Source organism: Paractinoplanes aksuensis, assembly GCF_024137025.1.
GTDB lineage: Bacteria > Actinomycetota > Actinomycetes > Mycobacteriales > Micromonosporaceae > Actinoplanes > Actinoplanes aksuensis.
On the sequence record NZ_JAMYJR010000072.1, the window covers coordinates 1 to 18,540 of the forward strand.

Genomic DNA, 18,540 nt, shown 5'->3' on the forward strand with positions numbered 1-18,540 from the left:
CCGCGACGCGCTCGGAAACGCCGCGACGCGCTCGGAAACGCCGCGACGCGCTCGGAAACGCCGCGACGCGCTCGGAAACGCCGCGACGCGCTCGGAAACGCCGCGACGCGCTCGGAAACGCCGCGACGCGCTCGGAAACGCCGCGACGCGCTCGGAAGCGCCGCGACGCGCTCGGAAGCGCCGCAACGCGTCCGGGAAGGCGTCAGGGGATGTAGTCCTCGAGCTTGGCCGGGGTCAGGCCCGCCTTGTGGATGGCTTGCAGCACGGCCGTGAAGTCGTCCGGGAAGCGGTCGCGGAAGTGCATCAGGATGATGTCGCCCGGTTTGACGCCCGGCCCCTCCTGGAAGCGGACCTTGCCCTTGTTGGTGGTCTCCTTCCAGAAGAACGCGGCCTTCATCCCGCAGTCGTGCGACGCCTTCAGCGTGGTCCGGTCGTGGTTGCCGAACGGGGGCCGGAACAGCACCGGTCGCCGCCCGTAGAACCCCGCCAGCTGGTCGGCCCCGCCGCAGATCTCCCGCTTCTGGGCCGCGTACGACCGGCCTTCGAGGTTGGGGTGGGTGATCGTGTGGTTCTCGATCGTGGCCCCGGCCGCCTGCAACTTGGCGAAGTACTGCGGGTCGGACCGGATCGCGTTCGTCTGCAGGAACAGGGTGACGGGCACGTCGGCCGCCTGGAACAGCGGGAGGGCCAGCGGGTGTTTGACCCAGCCGTCGTCGATCGTGATGAAGGCGACCTTCTGGTCGGTCGGGATCCGGGAGAACCAGCCGGCCGTGCCGTCGGTGGGCAGCTGCACCTTGGTCGTGGCCGGGGGCGCCGGCGCGAACTGGGGCACCCGGGCCCGCAGGTTCGCCGGCAGGTGGGACAGCGCGATCGCCCGGGCCTGCGGCTTGGGCGGCGTGACCGTGGGTAAACTGGGAGTGACGGTCGCGGAGGTGCTGGGCGCCGGCTCGACCGGGTGTTCGCCGGCGCCGCAACCTGCGACAACGGCTACCAGCAGGGCGGCCGCCAGGGCTCTCATCCGCATGCGTGCTCCCTCACGGTAGGTGAGTGTCCTTCATGCAGACGTACGCGGGAGGGCCTTTGGTCGCGCACTGTGGAATTTGTCATGATCGCGTCAGGGCACGGTGCGCAGATCCAGGGTGTGCCAGGTGATCTGTTCGTCCTCGTCGGCCGTCGACCACCACAACATGCCGCCGCGGGCGAAGGCGCCGTCGGCGTCGGGCGCGATGTCGACCGTACGACCGGTGGTGATGTCATAGACGACCAGTGCGGCCGCCCCGGTGAGTTCGGTGTCGGGCCCCGGTTCGGACAGGACCTCGTAGCGGTCGAGCACGGCCACGTCGGTGATCGCCGACTGGGCCGCGCTCCCGGCGATCTTGCGGCGGTCGGCGCCGTCCGGGCGGACCAGGTCGATGCGGGTCAGCACCTCGTCGCCCATCACCATGGCCCGGCACCAGACCGGTCCGCAGGTCAGCACGTCGAGCCCGCTGACGGCGATCTTCACGTCGCGCCCGGTGGACTGATTGCGCAGCCGGGGCTCGCCCGAGGTGCTGCCGTCGTCGACCAGCCAGGGCCAGGCCGACTGGGTCCATTGGCCGGGTTCCGTGCGTACGCTGACTTTGCCGCCCCCGAGCGGGGCCGAGCGAATCTCGGTGGCCTCGGTGACGTCGCCCGGCGCGGCTGCCCAGTGCAGCTTGCCGTCGGCCACGACCAGGTCGTACTGGTTGCCGAAGAAGACGGCGTTGCCGGTGTCGGCGGTCAACTCCCGAGCCGGGCCGCCGTTGCGGTCGGCGGTCCACAGTCGTACGGCCGGGGCGGTGGCGGTCGACTCGGCCCAGAAGATCTGCTTGTCGTCGGCCGTGAACGCCTCGAACTGCGGGTTGGCCGCCACGGGCAGGCGGCGCAGCTCGCGCACCCGATCCCCGGAGCGCAGCAGGAGCCGGGACTCGTCGCCCTTCGGGGTGGGCGCCGTGCCGACCGCCGTGGTCGTGTCCAGGAAGATCGATGGCGTGAACAGCGGCCCGTCGGGCAGGGTTGCGGGCAGGTCGGCCCGCTTGGCGTCGGGCCACACGGACTTGGCGTCGGTACGGGCGGGCGGCGGCGTGGCCGGGTCGTTACCCGAGCCGCCGCCGAGCAGCAGGACGCCGCCGGCCCCGAGCGCGACAACTAAGGCGGCGGCGGCTGGCCAGTGCCGTCGCCGGGGAGCGGGGGCCGGCGGCTTGGGAGGCTCGTGCGGCACCGGAGGCAAGGGCGGCGTGGGCGGCGCCGTTGCGGTCATGCGTAGGGCTGCTTCGGCTCGGGGATTTCCTGCCACGTGCGTACCTCGAAATAGGCCACGTCGACGTTGTTGACCGGGTCCTTGATCGTGCGCGCGGTGTAGACGCCGGTCAGCTGGACCCAGGTGTCGGCCGGGACGTCGATCGGCGTACGCCCGTCCAGCCCGATCTTGATGGGCCGGCCGTCGGCGGCGCAGCACGAGAGGACCATCCGGGCCAGCATCGGCGCTCCATCGGGCGCGGTGGTGATGAACCCGGTCAGGCTGAGCTCGCGCCCGTCCAGGCTCTTGCCCGCGTCGAACAGGGCCCGCGACGCGTAGTCGACCAGGCTCAGCTCGACCGGATCGCCCGCCGGAAGCGGCGGGTAGTCCGACCCGCCGACCGGTTCCGCGACCACGCTGCCGGCTTGATTGGCCGCGTACGACCCCAGCGCCGGCGGCGCCACCAGCAGCAGCCCGAGCACGGGCAGGATCAGCAGCCAGCCCACGCCGGGTCCGTGGTGCTCGTGCTCGTGTCCGTGTTCGCCGGAGTCGGACGGCGTCTCGCGGAACGAGTACCAAATGGTCATCAACGCCGCGGCCACCAGCAGGACGCCGGTGGCGATCAGGAACGGCCGCAGCCCCTCCTTGACGTAGCGCAGATAGAGGTCGGTGACGGACGCGCGCAGGATCGCCCCGCCGAACAGCAGGAGAACGACGCCTTGGGTCAGCTTGTTCACTGCTGCGCTCCGTCCGATCCGGGCTGGTCGAGAACCATGGCCGCGCCTGCGAGAGGGACGGCGCCTGCGAGAGTGCCCGCGCTTGCGTGAGGGGCCGCGCCTGCGAGCGGGGCCGCGCCGCAATCGGCTGCGCGGACTTCCGTCGTACGGCTCATAGCAGGACCACCCCGAAGGCCGTGCCGACCAGCACGGCCACGACGAAGGTGGCCGGCGCGAAGCGGGAGGCGAACGTGCGGCCGAACACGCCGGTCTGCATCGAGATCAGCTTGAGGTCGACCATGGGCCCGACGACCAGGAACACCAGTCGTGAGGTGAGCGAGAACTGGCTCAGCGAGGCGGCCACGAACGCGTCGGCCTCGCTGCAGATCGACAGCAGCACGGCCAGGATCGCCAGCACCAGGATCGACAGCACGGCGTTGGCGGCCAGGCTGGTCAGCCAGGCCTCGGGCACGACCACGTTGATGGTGGCCGCGGCGGCCGCCCCGACGACCAGATAGCCGCCCGCGTGCAGCACGTCGTGCCGGCAGGCGGCCCAGAACGCCTGCCACTTGGGCAGGGTGTCGAGTTCGGGCCGGTGCGGCAGCTTGATCCACTCGGTCTTGCCCAGGCGCAGCCACAACCACCCGATCAGCACGGCCACGACCAGGCTGGCCAGGCCGCGGGCGACGGCCATCTCGGGGCGGCCGGGGAACGCGATGACGGTGGCCGTGATGACGATCGGGTTGATGGCCGGCGCGGCCAGCAGGAAGGCCAGCGCCGCGGCCGGGGTGACCCCGCGCCGGATGAGCGAGCCGGCGATCGGCACGCTGCCGCACTCACAGCCGGGCAGCACGACCCCGGCCAGCGAGGCCGTCGGCACGGCCAGCGCCGGGTGGCTCGGCAGCGCCTTGGCCCAGAACGACCGGGGTACGAACACCGCGATCACGGCCGACAACGCGACCCCGAAGGCCAGGAACGGCGCGGCCTGCACCAGCACCGAGACGAACACCGTGGTCCAGGTCTGCAGCGCGGGCCCGGAGACCAGATCGGACAGCGGGCCGCGGAGGACGACCAGCAGCACGAGCAGCCCGGCGAGCACCTCGAGCGAGCCGATCCGGCGCTCGGGCCGGCCCGCCGGAGCGGCGGTCGGCTCGGTGTCGAGCTGGGGCGAGGGTTCCTCGGCGTCGAGGCGGGGCGAGGGCAAGTGACACTCCAATGCGGTCGGCCGCGACCCACCTTAGCGGGGCCGGGCCGCCCCGCCGTGTCCTCGCACGAGGGAATCACCGCCCCAGTTGACCTGCGAATATGTTCATCAATGCATGTGTACGCGATGAGCTGCGCGGTAGGATCCGACGGTGCCGGCGCTGACTCCGGCCGGGCCCGCCGTGATCGATCGGCTGGACCGGCAGATCATTCATGGGCTCCAGCTCACGCCGCGCGTCCCGTTCGCCCGGCTGGCCACCGTGCTGGGCGTGTCGGAGCAGACAGTGTCGCGCCGATATCAGCGAATGCGCACCCACGGCCTGATCCGGGTGTTCGGCATTGCCGACCCGGTGTCAACGACGAGCTCGTGGATCCTGCGCATTGCCTGCCGCCCCGGCACCGCGGCGGCCACGGCGGCGGCCCTGGCCCGGCGCACCGACACGAGCTGGGTGTCGATCGGGGCCGGTGGCGCCGAGCTGACTTGTCAGGTCACCGTGGACGAGGGCTCGCCGGAGGGCCGGGAAGGCCTGCTGCACCACCTGCCCCGCGCGTCGAACGTGCTCTCGCTGAGCTCGCACCAGGTGCTGCACCGCTTCATCGGGCGCGGCGAGGCCGACTGGATCACCGCCCACGACCAGCTCGGCAGCGACCAGCGGCGGGAACTGCTGGCCGACCAGCCCGCGGTCGCCGCGCCCGCGGGCCCGGCCGAGCTGACCCCGGACGACCGGCCGCTGCTGGTGGCCCTGGCCCACGACGGGCGGGCCAGCTACGCCGCGCTGGCCGAGGCCACCGGCTGGACCCAGCGCAAGGTCACGCTGCGGCTGCAGACGTTGGCCGGGGCCGGGCTGGTGCGGTTCGACCTCGACACGGCCACCGCCGCGCTGGGTTTCCGCGAGGTGGCCTACCTCTGGTTCACCGTCGCGCCGACCGACCTGGCCACGGTCGGGGCCCGGCTGGCCGATCACCGCCGGCTGGCCTGGGCCTCGGCCGTGACCGGCGCCGCCTCCCTGGTCGCCATCGCCCTGTGCCCGGACGCGACGGCGCTCTACCACTACCTGACCACGGACGTCGCCGCGATCCGCGAGGTCCGCACGTGCGAGACCGTGCCCCTGGTGACCCGGGTCAAGCTGGCCGTCTCATTGCTGGAGAACGGCGTCCTGCGGGGCCCGGTCGTCTGACGACCGTGTCGCGGGGGCCGGGCGCACCAGCACGAGCACGGCGATGCCCGCCACCACGCCGGCGGCCGCCGCGACCAGGAAGGCCGCGTCCAGACCGGCCACGGCGGCGCCGTGCAGGGCCGCGTCCACAGTGGCTCGTACGGGCTCGGGGGTGGCCGCGAGAATGCGGCCCGACTGCCCGGCGGCGAGTCCGTGGGCGGCGTCGGCCGCGTTCGGCGCCCCGGCCTCGGCCAGGTGGTCCCGGGCCCGGCCGGCGAAGGCAGTGCCCAGCAGCGCGATGCCGATCGCGAAGCCCAGCTGGCGAGCCGTGTTGATCGCGCCCGCGGCCATGCCGCTGCGCTCGCGGGGGACGGCCGCCATCGCCGCCTCGGCCAGCGTGGGCATGACCAGCCCGACGCCGGCGCCGATCACCGCGTAGCCGGCCAGCAGCGCGGGCCAGCTCGAACCGGGCTGCAGCAGCAGAGCGGTCAGGGCCGAGCCGGCCCCGATCAGCAGCAGGCCGAGGCCGATGATGAGGCGCGGCGAACGGCCGTGCAGGCGGGCGCCCGCGATGCCGGAGACGATCACCGAGACGATCGACATCGGCAGGCCGACCAGCCCGGCCTTCAGCGGCGACAGTCCTTCGAGGCTCTGCAGCCAGATCGACGTGTAGGTGAACGCGGCGAACGCGGCCATGTTGACCAGCAGGGCGCCGATCAGGATGCCGCCGAACGAGCGGTTGCGCAGCAGCTTCAGGTCGAGCATGGGGTGGGCGCTACGCCGCTCGACCAGCGCGAAGGCGGCCAGGCCGACCGCGCTGAGCAGCAGCAGGCCCCAGGTCGCGAAGGCCGTCCAACCCTCGGTGTCGGCCCGGATCAGGGCCAGGGTCAGCGCGGTCGCGGCGACGGTGAAGGTGATCGTGCCTGGCAGGTCGAACCGGCCGCGACGGTGGCCCGGGTCGGCCCGCAGCACGACGAACGTCGCGACGATGGCGACGACGCTGATCGGCAGGTTGACGAAGAAGATCCAGCGCCAGCTGAAGCCCTCGGTGAGCAGGCCCCCGAGCACCGGACCGACGGCCGCGGCAGCACCCGAGACACCGCCCCAGACTCCGTACGCAATGCCTCGCTCGCGCCCTTGATAGGAGCTGTTGAGCAGCGCGAACGTGGTGGTGAACATGGCCGCGGCCCCGATGCCCTGCACGACCCGGGCCGCGATGAGGGCGCTGCCGTCGGTGGCCAGGCCGCAGGCGAGGGAGGCGAGCGCGAAGACGACCAGCCCGCCCACGTAGAGCCGCCGGTGGCCGTACAGGTCACCCAGCGCGCCCGCGCCGAGCAGCAGGACCGCCAGTGACAGCACGTAACCGTCGATGACCCACTGCAGGGCCGTGAACGAGGTGTGCAGGTCGACCGCCATCGGCGGCAGGGCGACGTTCACGATGGTGACGTCGATGAGCAGCATGAAGGTGCCCAGGCAGATCGTGACAAGTGGCCACCACTTGCGCATGGTTCTTCTCCTTGACTATCCGTGACCACATCACGATCGCTGTCCGTGGTCGCGAGATCCAGCCAAGGGGCCGTCGGCGTCGAAATCCTCCGTCGGGCGGGTGGTTGGGCGCGGGATCCGTCAGAGGGCCAGCGGAAGACCGGCGTAGTTCTCCGCGAGGCCGGTCGCCCCGGCGGTGCTGGTGGTCACCCATCTGAGCTGGGAGAGCTGCAGCTGGGCGTCGAACGGGTCGCCGCTCGCGTGCAGCATGGTCGTCATCCACCACGAGAAGTGCGTGCAGCGCCAGACCCGGCGCAGCGCGTCGTCGGAGTAGCGGTCGGCGAGCCGGGAATCGCCCTCGCGCAGCAGGGCGACCAGCGCCGAGCTCAGCAGCGCGACGTCGGCGATGGCCAGGTTGAGGCCCTTGGCGCCGGTCGGCGGCACGATGTGGGCGGCGTCGCCGGCCAGGAACAGCCGGCCGCGCCGCATCGGCGTCTGCACGTAGCTGCGCATCGGCAGCACGCTCTTGTCGGTGATCGGTCCCGGCGTCAGCTTCCAGCCGTTCTCGCCGTCGCCCAGGCGGGTCGCCAGCTCGGCCCAGATCCGGTCGTCGGACCAGTCGGCCGGGTCGGTGCCGTTGGGCACCTGCAGATACAGGCGGCTCACCGTCTCTGAGCGCATCGAGTGCAGCGCGAACCCGTCCGGGTGCCAGGCGTAGATCAGCTCGTCGGTCGAGGGCGCGACGTCGGCCAGGATCCCCAGCCACGAGTACGGATACACGCGCTCGAACGTCTCGGCCGGAGTCGCCGCCGCCCGGGACGGGCCGAACGAGCCGTCACACCCCGCGATCACGTCCGCGTCGAGACGGTGCCGAGCACCGGTGGAATCGACGAACGTGACGTACGGGTCCGACTCGAGCGAATGCAGCCCGACCTCGGTGACCTCGTAGTGGACCTCGGCCGTGCCCGCCGCGACCAGGTCTTTCTGCACCTCGGTCTGGCCGTGGACCCAGACGCTGCGCCCGGTCAGGTCGACAAAGTCGAGGTGGTGGCGCTCGCCCGGCATCTGCAGGTAGATGCCGCGGTGCTCGTGGCCCTCGGCCCGCAGCCGGTCGCCCAGCCCGGCCGACTCGAGCAGCTCGACGCTGGAGCTCTCCAGGATGCCGGCCCGGATGCGCGCGGCCACGTACTCCTGCGACCGGGTCTCGAGCACCACCGCGTCGACGCCGCCACGGTGCAGCAGGTGGGCGAGGAGCAGTCCGGCCGGGCCGGCGCCGATGATGGCGACCTGTGTGCGCATGGGCTCAGCCAACGGCAGCGAAGGCCGGGCGGCAAGGCCCCGTTCTCACTCAGCGGAAGCCAGCGTACGGCCGATTCCGCGTGCGGCCACCTGCAGAGCGGCCACCAGGCGGGCCTTGTCGCGGCGCAGATCGGGCACGACGATGCCCAGCGCGGCCACCACGGTGTCGCCGCCGACCGGCACCGCCACCGAACAGGCGCCCAGGCTCATCTCCTCGCCCGTGGTGGCGTACCCCTCGGCCCGCACCCTCCGCAGTTGCTCGGCCAGCCGGGCCGGTTGGGTCACCGTGTACGGCGTGATCCTCCTCAGCCGGCCGAAGGCCTCGGCCCGCACGGCCTCCGGGGCGTACGCCAACAGGACCTTGCCCACCCCGGTCGCGTGCAGCGGCAGGCGGGAGCCGACCTCGCTCACCACCGGCACCGACACGTGCCCGGCCAGTCGGTCGACATAGAGCACCTCGCAGCCGTCGCGCACGGCCAGATGCACGGTGGCCAGCGTGGCCCCGTACAGATCGTGCAGGAACGGTGAGGCCGCCTGGCGCAACCCGGACTGCACCGGCGCGAGCAACCCGAGGTCCCACAGGCGGCGGCCGATCACGTACTCGCCGGACTCGAGCCGGGCCAGCGCACCCCACTTGTGCAGCTCGCCGACCAGCCGGTGGGCGGTGGCCAGGGGCAGGCCGGCCCGGCGGGCGAGCTCGCTCAGCGTCAGGCTGCGATGCTCGGGACCGAACGCGCCCAGCAGGTCGAGCGCCCGCGACGTCACGCTGGGAGCCACGGCCGCCCCTTCCGTCCCGGTCGGCCGAGCGCCCGCGGCGTCATGCTGGGAGCCAAGGTCGCCCCTTCCGCTCAATGGAAGGTAAGTATCGTCTGGCCCCGCGGGCTGGTCTAGCGTCGCCATCGTGACGACGCAGGCCGACATCAATCGCGAGATCGCCGAACTGCGGGGGAGCGGCGGACCGCAGCCGCGCCGGGACTACCCGCCCTACCGCAGCAGCATGCTGCGCTATCCGACCCGTGACCTGCACCAGGTCGACCCGGAAGGGGTCGAGCTGTGGGCGCCCTGCTTCGGGGCGGCGGACATCGACGACCATGAGGCCGACCTGACCGTGCAGCGCTCGGGTGAGCCGCTGGGCGAACGGATCGTCGTCACCGGCCGGGTGCTCGACGGCGACGGGCGGCCCGTGCGCCACCAGCTCGTCGAGATCTGGCAGGCCAACGCGTCCGGCCGCTACTGGCACCAGCGCGACCAGCACCCGGCGCCGCTCGACCCCAACTTCATCGGGGCCGGGCGCTGCCTGACCGACGGCGACGGCGTCTACACGTTCCAGACGATCAAGCCGGGCGCCTACCCGTGGCGCAACCACGACAACGCCTGGCGGCCCGCGCACATCCACTTCTCGCTGTTCGGCACGGACTTCACCCAGAGGCTGGTCACCCAGATGTACTTCCCGGGCGACCCGCTGTTCGACCTCGACCCGATCTACCAGTCGGTCACCGACGCCAAGGCCCGCGAGATGCTGGTCGCCTCGTACGACCACAGCGTGACCGCGCCCGAGCGCAGCCTGGGCTACCGCTGGGACATCATCCTGAGCGGCACCCACCGCACGCCCCTGGAGGAATCGTGAGCTTCGCCCCCGGGCCGTTATTCCACCCGCACGCCCTGGAGGAATCGTTCGCCGTCGGGCCGTTCTTCCACCTCGGCGGCACCCGGGAGGAGTCATGAGCTTCGCACCGGGTCAGACCGTCGGGCCGTTCTTCCACCTCGGGCTGCCCTACGAGGGCGGAAACCTGCTGGTCCCGGCCGGCCACCCCGATGGCGTACGCCTGCACGGGCGGGTCTTCGACGGCCAGGGCGCCGGGGTCCCGGACGCGCTGATCGAGCTCTGGCAGGCCGACCCGTCCGGCCAGGTGCCGCGGGCCACGGGCTCGATCCGCCGCGACGGCTACACGTTCACCGGCTGGGGCCGCACCCAGACCGACGGCGACGGGCACTACTGGTTCTCGACACTTCTCCCCGGAGCCGACCCCGGTCGCCGCCCGTTCTTCGCGGTGACCGTCTTCGCCCGCGGGCTGACCGACCGCTTGTTCACCCGCGCCTACCTACCCGGCGACGAACCGGACCCGCTTCTCGACGGGTTGGAACCGGACCGCCGCGTTACGCTGATCACCACCCGCGAGGAGCGCGGGCTGCTCTTCGACATCCACCTGCAGGGCGAGGGTGAGACGGTGTTCCTGAGCTACCCACGGCAGGCCCGATGAGCCGGCGCCGATGAGCGACCTGCTCTGGCCCGGCGACGCCCGCAGCGGCGACCTCTGCACCGACGCCACCATCCTGACCGCAATGCTCCGCGTCGAATCAGCCTGGCTCGACTCCCGCCACCCCGATCCCCCCACGCCCAAGGCGGCAACCAACCCCCACACCACCCTCACCGAGACAAACCGTTTCGTCTCGCCAACCGCATCGACCTCCGCCGAAACGAGCCGTAGCGTCTCGCCCGCAACGCCTGCCGCGCCGAACTTTGCCGAGACGAGCCGTGGCGTCTCGCCCATTACGCCCGCCGCGCCGGCTTCTTCCGAGACGAACCGTTTCGTCACGCCTGCTGTGCCGGGATCTGACGAGACGAACCGTTTCGTCACGCAGCCAACGCCGCGCCCGGATGAGACGAACCGTTTCGTCACGCAGCCAACGCCGCGCCCGGATGAGACGAACCGTTTCGTCTCGCCAGGTGCGGGAGAGGCGGCCGGTTCTGGCGCGCCCGGGGTCGAATCGGCCGCGGCGGGACTGTTGGCGTTGGTGGGGCCGGAGGATCTGCCGGGCCTGGCCGTCGCGGCCGAAGAGGGTGGCAACCCGGTCATCCCGCTGCTGGCTCTGCTGCGTGAGCGGCTCGGCGACGACCCCCGTGCGGGGCAACTGCATCAGGGCCTGACCAGCCAGGACGTGCTTGACACGGCTCTCGCGATCTGTCTGCGTGAGGCCGCCGCGCGGATTCGGGGCGACCTCGCGGCCCAGATCGGCTTCCTGGCCGCGCTGGCTGACAGGCATCGGCGCACCGACATGGCGGGACGCACGCTCACTCAGCATGCTGTGCCCATCACCTTCGGGCTGAAAGTCGCGGGGTGGCTGCAAGCGACGCTCGATGCGCGCGATCTGCTCGAGGCGGCGGCCGATCTGCCCGTTCAGATCGGGGGAGCGGCCGGAAGCTTGGCGGCGGTTGTTGCGATCGAGGGATCGCCCGAACGGGCCGTCGCGAGGGTCGCTGCCACCGCTGCTCTGTTGGGTCTGCCGGTCCGGCCGCCGTGGCATACGAGCCGGGGAGTGTTCACGCGGTTCGGGGACGCGCTCGTGACCTGTACCGATGCGTGGGGGCGGATCGCCAACGACGTGCTGACGCTGGGGCGGCCCGAGATCGGCGAGTTGTCTCTGGCGACCAGCGGTGGATCGTCGGCCATGCCCAACAAGAAGAACCCGACTCTGGCCGTGCTGGTGCGGCGGGCCGCTTTGGCTGGGCCTCCGCTGGCGGCGACCCTGCACATGGCGGCCGCGAGCATGGTCGACGAGCGGGCCGACGGCGCCTGGCACGTCGAGTGGGACACCCTGCGCACGCTGACCCGCCGCACGGTCGCCGCCGGCTCACAGATCACCGACCTGTTGGCCGGCCTGCGCGTCGACGAGCAGCGGATGGCCGCGACCCTGGCTGCCGCCCGGCCCGGCATCGACGCCGAGCAGCGTAAGTACGCGCGCGTCGAGGGGCCGTACCGTGGGGCCACTGACGAGATCATTGATGCCGCGCTGGCCCGAGCAGGGGAGTAGCCATGCTGACCGCGACCACCATCGTCGACGCGCCCGGGCGGCCGTTGTTGTTGCTCGGGCCGTCGCTGGGGACGTCGGCGGAGGCGCTGTGGCGGCGCGCGGCCGAGCGGTTGCAGGGCGGGTACCACGTGGTCGGGTGGGACCTGCCGGGGCACGGTGGCAGCGAACCCGCGTACGGCGGATTCGGTATTGCCGGGCTGGCCCGGGGTGTCCTGACTCTGGCGGATCAGGTGCGGCCGAACGAGTCGTTCCGGTACGCGGGGGTGTCGGTGGGTGGCGCGGTCGGGCTGCAACTGCTGCTGGACGCGCCGGAGCGAGTCGAGTCGGCCGCGTTGATCTGCACCGGGGCCAAGATCGGGGAGAGCACGGGCTGGCGGCAGCGGGCCGAGACCGTACGGGCGGACGGGGTTCATGCCGTGGTCGGCGCCTCGCAGCAGAGGTGGTTCGCGCCCGGCTTCGCGCAGCGGTCGCCCAAGGTGGCGGCGGCTCTGCTCGACACGTTGCGGGCGGCCGACCCGGAGAGCTACGCGCTGGTGTGCGAGGCGCTGGCCGCGTTCGACGTCCGGGACCGGCTGGGCGAGATCGGCACGCCGGTGCTGGCCATCGGGGGCGCCGATGACCTGCCGACGCCGCCCGAGGGGCTGGCGCGGATCGCCACCCGCGTCCGCAACGGGCGGCTGGTCGTGCTCGAGAACGTCGCCCATCTGGCCCCGGCCGAGAAACCGGACGAGGTGGCGGCGCTGCTCGACGACCACTTCGGCGGCCCGGTCACGCTCGACCGGGTGCGGGAGGCCGGGATGGGCGTACGCCGGCAGGTGCTCGGCGACGAGCACGTCGACCGGGCCGTGGCCGGCACGACACCGTTCACCCGGGATTTTCAAGAGCTCATCACCGCGTACGCCTGGGGGGAGATCTGGACCCGGCCGGGGCTGGACCGCCGCAGCCGTTCGATGATCACCCTGACCGCGCTGATCGCCCTGGGGCACCAGGAGGAACTGGCGATGCACCTGCGCGCCGCCCGCACCAACGGGCTGACCGACGACGAGATCAAGGAAGTGCTGCTGCAGAGCGCGATCTACTGCGGCGTCCCGGCCGCCAACGCCGCCTTCCGGACCGCCCAGCAGGTGCTCGGGGAGTCTTCGTGATCTTCTCGGCCGAGGAGGCGGTCTCGGCCGTCCGGGACGGCGACACCGTGCTGGTCGGCGGGTTCGGCATGGCCGGGATGCCGGTCGAGCTGATCGACGCGCTGATCGAGCACGGCGCGGGCGATCTGACGATCGTCAGCAACAACGCCGGCAACGGGGACACCGGGCTGGCCGCATTGCTGGCGGCCGGGCGCGTACGCAAGGTCGTGTGCAGTTTCCCGCGGCAGACCGACTCGTGGGTGTTCGACGGGCTGTACCGGGCGGGCCAGATCGAGCTCGAGGTCGTGCCGCAGGGCAACCTGGCCGAGCGGCTGCGCGCGGCCGGGGCCGGGATCGGGGCGTTCTTCAGCCCGACCGGGGTCGGCACGCCGCTGGCCGAGGGCAAGGAGTCCCGGGTCATCGACGGCCGCGAGTACCTGCTCGAATATCCGATCCGGGGCGACGTCGCGCTGATCCGGGCCCACGTCGCCGACCGGATGGGCAACCTGGTCTACCGCAAGACGGCCCGCAACTTCGGACCGGTGATGGCGACCGCCGCCGCCGTGACGATCGCGCAGGTCGCCCGGATCGTCGACGTCGGGCAGCTCGACCCCGAGGTGATCGTGACTCCCGCCATCTATGTGAATCGGCTGGTGCAGGTATGAGCCTCTCGCGCGAGCAGATGGCCGAGATCGTGGCCCGCGACATTCCGGAGGGCGCCTACGTCAACCTGGGCATCGGGCAGCCGACGATGGTCGCCGACTACCTGCGGCCGGACAGCGGGGTCGTGCTGCACACCGAGAACGGCATGCTCGGGATGGGCCGGCCGGCCACCGGCGACGAGATCGACCCCGACCTGACCAACGCGGGCAAACAGCCGGTGACCGAGCTGCCCGGGGCCGCGTACTTCCACCACGCCGACTCGTTCGCGATGATGCGCGGCGGCCACCTCGACGTCTGCATCATGGGCGCGTTCCAGGTGTCGGCCCGCGGCGACCTGGCCAACTGGTCGACCGGGGCGCCCGACGCCATCCCGGCCGTGGGCGGGGCCATGGACCTGGCCATCGGGGCCAAGCAGGTCTTCGTGATGATGAGCCTGTTCGCCAAGGACGGCCGGCCGAAACTCGTGCCCGAGTGCACCTACCCGCTGACCGGGAGGGGCTGTGTGAGCAGGGTTTACACCGACGTGGCGACGTTTTCCGTCGGACCGGACGGGGCCCGGATCATCGAGACGTTCGGGATCACGGCCGACGAGCTGATCAACCGGGTTGGCATGCCACTGGTATCTTCGCCGTTCGATTGATCTTCACGTACGCGTCGCCCGAACGACACCGGCTGGCAGTGATCAGATTCTCACTGTGAAAGATTGCCTGGTCTGCAACTTCGGGACGATCCTTGGTCGTCTTGGGGGTGCAGATGAACGGCACAGCGGTGCGTCGCGCGTTGCGGGAGTTCGCTCTGGTGGCCGTGCTGTTCCTCGCGTACAAGGCGGGCCGGTTGCTCGTCGACGGCCACGTCACCGAGGCGATGAACAACGCCGGCGCGATCTGGCACTTCGAACGCGTCCTGCACCTGCCCAACGAGGCCGATCTGCAGACCGCGCTGCTCTCGCACGAGTTCTGGATGCGGGTGGTCAACTGCTTCTACGCGTACGTGCATTTCCCGGCCACCGCGGTCGCGCTCATCTGGATGTACGTCAAGAAGCCCGAGACGTACGTGTGGATGCGCCGCACCCTGGCCTCGCTGACGGCGTTCGCGCTGGTCATCCACGCCGTGTTCCCACTCGCCCCGCCGCGCATGCTGCCCTGGGCCGGCATCGTCGACACCGGCCGGCTGCTGGGCCCCTCGGTCTACGGCTCGCCCGACACCGACACGCTCAGCAACCAGTACGCGGCCATGCCGTCCCTGCACGTGGGCTGGGCCGTGGTGGTGGCGCTGGCCCTGATGGCCACCACCAACGGCTGGAAGCGCTGGCTGTGGATCGCCCACCCGGTGATCACGCTGATCGTCGTCGTGGTCACCGGCAACCACTACTGGGTCGACGCGATCGCCGTGCTCGGGCTGATCGTCATCGTCGGCGCGCTGGTGCCCCGCCCCGGCGCGGTGACCGTCCCGGCCCAGCGCCTGGCGCCCGCCTCCACGGTCAGCCGTACACCCGACTACCCGCGACGTAAGTGAGCGCCACCGCCGCGTCGCCGATCTCCTCGGCCGGCGCGGCGAACAGGTCCCGGTCGAGAACGACCAGGTCGGCCTGGAAACCCGGGCGCAGACGGCCGGTGGTGTCGAGCCGATTGACGTACGCCGAACCGGCCGTATAGGCGGTCAGGGCCGTGCGCAGATCGAGCGCCTGCTCGGGCAGGAAACGATCACGCTGCTGCCCCGGCAGCACCCGGTTGACGGCGACGTGGATGCCCTGCAGCGGGTCGGGCGAACTGACCGGCCAGTCGCTGCCCCCGGCCAGCCGCGCCCCGCTGCGATGCAGGTCGCCGAACGGGTACTGCCGATCGACCAGGCTCGGGTCGAGGAACGGAATGGTCAACTCGTCCATCTGCGGCTCGTGGGCGGCCCACAACGGCTGCAGGTTCGCGGTCGCCTGCAGCTGCGCGAAGCGCGGCACGTCATCCGCGTGCACCACCTGCAGGTGAGCCAGGTGGGGCCGGGTGTCGCTGGGCCCGTTCTTCGCCCGCGCGGCCTCGATCGCGTTCAAGGCATTACGTACGGCCTGATCGCCCAACGCGTGGAAGTGGGTCTGGAAGCCCAGCCGGTCGAGCTCGATGACATACCCCGGCAGCGCCTCGGGATCGATGAACGAAAGTCCCCGGTTGGCGGTCGCGCACCCGCACGAATCCCGGTAGGGCTCGGTCATCGCGGCGGTGAAGTTCTCGGCGATACCGTCCAGCATCAGCTTGACGGAGTCGCAGCGCAGCTTGCCGAAGGTCAACCGCTCCCGGTTGGCCAGCAGATCCGGTACCTGCTCGAGCCCGCGGTCCCGGTCCCACCAGAGCGCGCCGACGACGGTCGCGGTGAGAGCATCGGCCCGGGCCGCCTTCTCGTACGCATCGGAGACGTCGGCGTAGCCGTTCGACGCGGCCAGCATGGCGTCCTGCCAGGCCGTGATGCCCAGCCCGTGCAGCAGCGTCTGCGCGCGGAGCAGCCCCTCGTACATCTCCTCCTGCGTCATCTCCGGCACGGTGACCAGATCCATGGCCCCCTCCTGCAGGGCGCCGACCGGATTACCGTCGGAGTCCCGGTCGATCCGCCCACTGGCCGGGTCGGGTGTAGCGCTGGTGATGCCGGCCAGCTCGAGCGCCCGGGAGTTGACCCAGGCAGCGTGGTGATCCCGGTTGAGCAGATAGACGGGCCGATCCGGCACCACCCGGTCGAGCAGATGCCGATCCGGAATGCCGTTCTCGAAACTCTCCATCGACCACCCGCCCCCGACAATCCACTCGGCGTCCGGATGCTGCTCGGCATAGACCCGGATCCGCCGCAGGTATTCGTCGCGGTCCACGGTGCCGGTGAGGTCGCACTGCCCCATCTCGACCCCACCCATGACGGCATGCACGTGCGCGTCCTGAAAGCCCGGGATCAGCAGCCGCCCACGCAGCTTGACAACCTCGGTCCGGGCCCCGACGAGCTCCCGCACCTCGTCATCCCCACCCACGGCGAGAATCGTCCCGTCCTTGACCGCGAGGGCCGACGCCGGCGGAGCCCCTGCCTCGCCCGCCTCGTCCGCCAAGACGTGCCCTCCGACAAACACCAGATCCGCGTCAGCCATGACCCTCTCCCGTTCCCCCAGCCCCCACCACCGACCGCCATCCCATCATCAGTCCCCTCCCACCGGCACGGCGCCCGCCCGCCACAGCCTCGCCGGGCGGTCGATCTGATTCCTTGACGTCCACAAACCGCACCGCGCCAACCTGCCCGCATTCGAGTTCGCAAAAGGCGCCTCTGCAGTTGGCGTTCTTTCGCAAAGGCGCCTCTGCAGTTGGTCTTCCAGCGCACCCCGCTGTCGCTCCGTCAACCTGATCGGGCCGTCCGGGACTGCCGGCGCTCATCGTTCGGGAACCCGGCCCCCTCGACCCGATCCGTCACCGCGTTCACCACGCACGGCGGCACCCGGCCCGATCCGTGCTCCCGAGACGGTGCGTTTCGCGAATCGGCCCTTCGACCGCGCCGCCAACACAGCTGTTCCGTGCCCCGTGCCCCGTGTTCCGTGCCCCGTGTTCCGGGCCTCGTGCCCCGTGTTCCCGGCCTCGTGCCCCGGGCCTCGTGCCCCGGGCCTCGTGCCCCGGGCCTCGTGCCCCGGCCCGACACTGGCGACGCAGCCGCCGATCTGTTCAACCAGCGGCTCGCAGGCACACCGGCCACTCCGCGCGCACCGCTCGTCGTTCCGCGCACCGCCAGGCCCTTCTTGTTCAAAGCTCTCCCAAAAGAACCCCTCCCACCGGGGGGCGGGCCGAACCTACGCCGAACGAGCGCCGGGTGCTTCGCGTTGTCCACAGGCGGTCCGATGCAGGCGGCAAGAACAAAGGCTGTCCACAGGCGTACGGCATTGAAGTTGCACGAATGGCCGTGGAGTGGCACACGGCCGGGACCGGCGCGGTCGGCCATCGGCAAAGTTCGTGCCGGCCGAGAGCGCGGACTTATCCCTACGTACGCGGGGCCGGCCTGGTTCTCTTCGGCCTCGCTGGCGGGCCCGCGACTCGGGCGGGGCCGCTACTCGGGCGGGCCGTGACTCGGGCGGGCCGTGACTCGGGCGGGGCCGTGACTTGTGCGGGGCCGTGACTTGTGCGGGGCCCGCGGTGCCCGACTTGGCCGGCGAGTGCCGGACACCAGCATCAGGCCGTGGGTTCTCGGAGCAGGACGGTGCCAGGCCAGGGTTGAGGTCCTGAACCACTCGGTTCGTCATCGCGCAGCGCCCGCTCGGCCGTATTGAAGGTGGGTGGGTGGTCACGGTGCGTCGTCGGCAATCACAAGTACGTACGAAGGGGTGCATGGGCGGCCGAAGGCCGGGAGCCCGGTCGGGGGCGCGGAGGTATGGCCGACGCGACGCTGAGGCGCTGGTCAAGAGGGGACGAGACGGTCCGCGGAGGGTGGTGCTGCGGGGTGCGCGCGAGGGGTGGGCGGGAGCGTGACGCGCGCCATGGGGGGTCGATTTGGCGAGCGGGGGAACGGGGGGTAATGTTTTGCGAGCCGCCAGGGAGACGGGCGAGCGAGCGGGACTCTTCGGAGGCCCGGCGCGGCCGTCCTGGGGGAACCCACGAAGAACCAGCAGGGTGAAGCGCTGTGCCGTTCGCGGTCTCGATTCTTTCTGCTGTATTTGTGGTGCCTGAAACCTTCGGTTTCGGCGAAATTCGGGCAGCGACCCGGATTTGGCGAAACGGAAAGCGCCGGGTAAAGTAGTTGAAGTGCCCCGGAGCGGTTAGCCGGGTAGCGGTTGTTCTTTGAGAACTCAACAGGGTGCTTGATAAGCCAGTGCCAAT

General features: G+C 71.3%; 16 protein-coding genes. 8 read left to right on the plus strand and 8 right to left on the minus strand.

Translation table 11 applies throughout. The features are described 5' to 3' along the window. Positions 1-202: 202 nt before the first annotated feature. From M1L60_RS46030 to M1L60_RS46045, 4 genes are all read right to left on the minus strand, one after another. Complete coding sequence (locus M1L60_RS46030) at positions 203-1,024, minus strand: polysaccharide deacetylase family protein (protein WP_253243956.1); 822 nt, start codon at positions 1,022-1,024, stop codon at positions 203-205. Positions 1,025-1,114: 90 nt separating this feature from the next. Then, positions 1,115-2,278, minus strand: coding sequence for a hypothetical protein (locus M1L60_RS46035; RefSeq protein ID WP_253243957.1), 1,164 nt, complete (start codon positions 2,276-2,278; stop codon positions 1,115-1,117). Next, complete coding sequence (locus tag M1L60_RS46040; RefSeq protein ID WP_253243958.1) at positions 2,275-2,994, minus strand: TIGR03943 family putative permease subunit; 720 nt, start codon at positions 2,992-2,994, stop codon at positions 2,275-2,277. Before M1L60_RS46040 ends, M1L60_RS46035 begins: the two co-directional genes overlap by 4 nt. 151 nt (positions 2,995-3,145) lie before the next feature. Then, positions 3,146-4,087, minus strand: a complete 942-nt coding sequence (locus tag M1L60_RS46045) for a permease (protein ID WP_253243971.1) — start codon at positions 4,085-4,087, stop codon at positions 3,146-3,148. A 241-nt stretch (positions 4,088-4,328) separates the two neighbouring features. Between M1L60_RS46045 and M1L60_RS46050 the strand changes: the two genes are divergently transcribed. Then, entirely contained in the window at positions 4,329-5,354 is a 1,026-nt protein-coding gene (locus M1L60_RS46050; protein WP_253243959.1) for an Lrp/AsnC family transcriptional regulator, read from the plus strand. On the opposite strand, the gene M1L60_RS46055 is transcribed toward M1L60_RS46050, so the two are convergent. From M1L60_RS46055 to M1L60_RS46065, 3 genes are all read right to left on the minus strand, one after another. Beyond that, complete coding sequence (locus M1L60_RS46055; protein ID WP_253243960.1) at positions 5,313-6,839, minus strand: MFS transporter; 1,527 nt, start codon at positions 6,837-6,839, stop codon at positions 5,313-5,315. The two genes, M1L60_RS46050 and M1L60_RS46055, sit on opposite strands and share 42 nt — an antisense overlap. Positions 6,840-6,959: 120 nt before the next feature. Beyond that, a complete protein-coding gene (locus tag M1L60_RS46060; RefSeq protein WP_253243961.1) occupies positions 6,960-8,117 on the minus strand; it encodes a 4-hydroxybenzoate 3-monooxygenase in 1,158 nt (385 codons plus the stop codon). A 45-nt stretch (positions 8,118-8,162) separates the two neighbouring features. After that, positions 8,163-8,894 (minus strand): IclR family transcriptional regulator, encoded by a 732-nt coding sequence (locus M1L60_RS46065; protein WP_253243962.1) that lies wholly within the window; start codon positions 8,892-8,894, stop codon positions 8,163-8,165. Positions 8,895-9,018: 124 nt separating this feature from the next. On the opposite strand from M1L60_RS46065, the gene pcaH reads away from it, so the two are divergent. From pcaH to M1L60_RS46100, 7 genes are all read left to right on the plus strand, one after another. Continuing rightward, a complete protein-coding gene (gene pcaH, locus M1L60_RS46070) occupies positions 9,019-9,744 on the plus strand; it encodes a protocatechuate 3,4-dioxygenase subunit beta (RefSeq protein WP_253243963.1) in 726 nt (241 codons plus the stop codon). 94 nt (positions 9,745-9,838) lie between these two features. Then, positions 9,839-10,378 (plus strand): protocatechuate 3,4-dioxygenase subunit alpha, encoded by a 540-nt coding sequence (gene pcaG / locus M1L60_RS46075; protein ID WP_253243964.1) that lies wholly within the window; start codon positions 9,839-9,841, stop codon positions 10,376-10,378. A gap of 10 nt (positions 10,379-10,388) precedes the next feature. Then, entirely contained in the window at positions 10,389-11,930 is a 1,542-nt protein-coding gene (locus M1L60_RS46080) for a lyase family protein (protein WP_253243965.1), read from the plus strand. 2 nt (positions 11,931-11,932) lie between these two features. Further along, a complete protein-coding gene (pcaDC, locus tag M1L60_RS48620) occupies positions 11,933-13,075 on the plus strand; it encodes a bifunctional 3-oxoadipate enol-lactonase/4-carboxymuconolactone decarboxylase PcaDC (RefSeq protein WP_253243966.1) in 1,143 nt (380 codons plus the stop codon). Next, on the plus strand, positions 13,072-13,719 hold the full coding sequence (locus M1L60_RS46090; RefSeq protein ID WP_253243967.1) for a 3-oxoacid CoA-transferase subunit A: 648 nt from the start codon (positions 13,072-13,074) through the stop codon (positions 13,717-13,719). The genes pcaDC and M1L60_RS46090 overlap by 4 nt, the downstream gene beginning before the upstream one ends. Then, a complete protein-coding gene (locus M1L60_RS46095) occupies positions 13,716-14,357 on the plus strand; it encodes a 3-oxoacid CoA-transferase subunit B (protein WP_253243968.1) in 642 nt (213 codons plus the stop codon). The genes M1L60_RS46090 and M1L60_RS46095 overlap by 4 nt, the downstream gene beginning before the upstream one ends. 113 nt (positions 14,358-14,470) lie before the next feature. Further along, a complete protein-coding gene (locus tag M1L60_RS46100) occupies positions 14,471-15,232 on the plus strand; it encodes a phosphatase PAP2 family protein (protein ID WP_253243969.1) in 762 nt (253 codons plus the stop codon). On the opposite strand, the gene M1L60_RS46105 is transcribed toward M1L60_RS46100, so the two are convergent. Then, on the minus strand, positions 15,198-16,832 hold the full coding sequence (locus tag M1L60_RS46105; protein ID WP_253243970.1) for an amidohydrolase: 1,635 nt from the start codon (positions 16,830-16,832) through the stop codon (positions 15,198-15,200). The genes M1L60_RS46100 and M1L60_RS46105 overlap by 35 nt on opposite strands. Between the last annotated feature and the right edge of the window lie 1,708 nt (positions 16,833-18,540).

What these genes read in the sequence shown, in the direction of transcription:
- M1L60_RS46100 (WP_253243969.1), top strand. Translation starts at nt 14,471, where the DNA reads ATGAACGGCACAGCGGTGCGTCGCGCGTTGCGGGAGTTCGCTCTGGTG.
- M1L60_RS46030 (WP_253243956.1), bottom strand. Translation starts at nt 1,024, where the DNA reads ATGCGGATGAGAGCCCTGGCGGCCGCCCTGCTGGTAGCCGTTGTCGCA.
- M1L60_RS46080 (WP_253243965.1), top strand. Translation starts at nt 10,389, where the DNA reads ATGAGCGACCTGCTCTGGCCCGGCGACGCCCGCAGCGGCGACCTCTGC.
- M1L60_RS46105 (WP_253243970.1), bottom strand. Translation starts at nt 16,832, where the DNA reads ATGGCTGACGCGGATCTGGTGTTTGTCGGAGGGCACGTCTTGGCGGAC.
- M1L60_RS46095 (WP_253243968.1), top strand. Translation starts at nt 13,716, where the DNA reads ATGAGCCTCTCGCGCGAGCAGATGGCCGAGATCGTGGCCCGCGACATT.
- pcaDC (WP_253243966.1), top strand. Translation starts at nt 11,933, where the DNA reads ATGCTGACCGCGACCACCATCGTCGACGCGCCCGGGCGGCCGTTGTTG.
- M1L60_RS46055 (WP_253243960.1), bottom strand. Translation starts at nt 6,839, where the DNA reads ATGCGCAAGTGGTGGCCACTTGTCACGATCTGCCTGGGCACCTTCATG.
- M1L60_RS46060 (WP_253243961.1), bottom strand. Translation starts at nt 8,117, where the DNA reads ATGCGCACACAGGTCGCCATCATCGGCGCCGGCCCGGCCGGACTGCTC.
- pcaG (WP_253243964.1), top strand. Translation starts at nt 9,839, where the DNA reads ATGAGCTTCGCACCGGGTCAGACCGTCGGGCCGTTCTTCCACCTCGGG.
- M1L60_RS46035 (WP_253243957.1), bottom strand. Translation starts at nt 2,278, where the DNA reads ATGACCGCAACGGCGCCGCCCACGCCGCCCTTGCCTCCGGTGCCGCAC.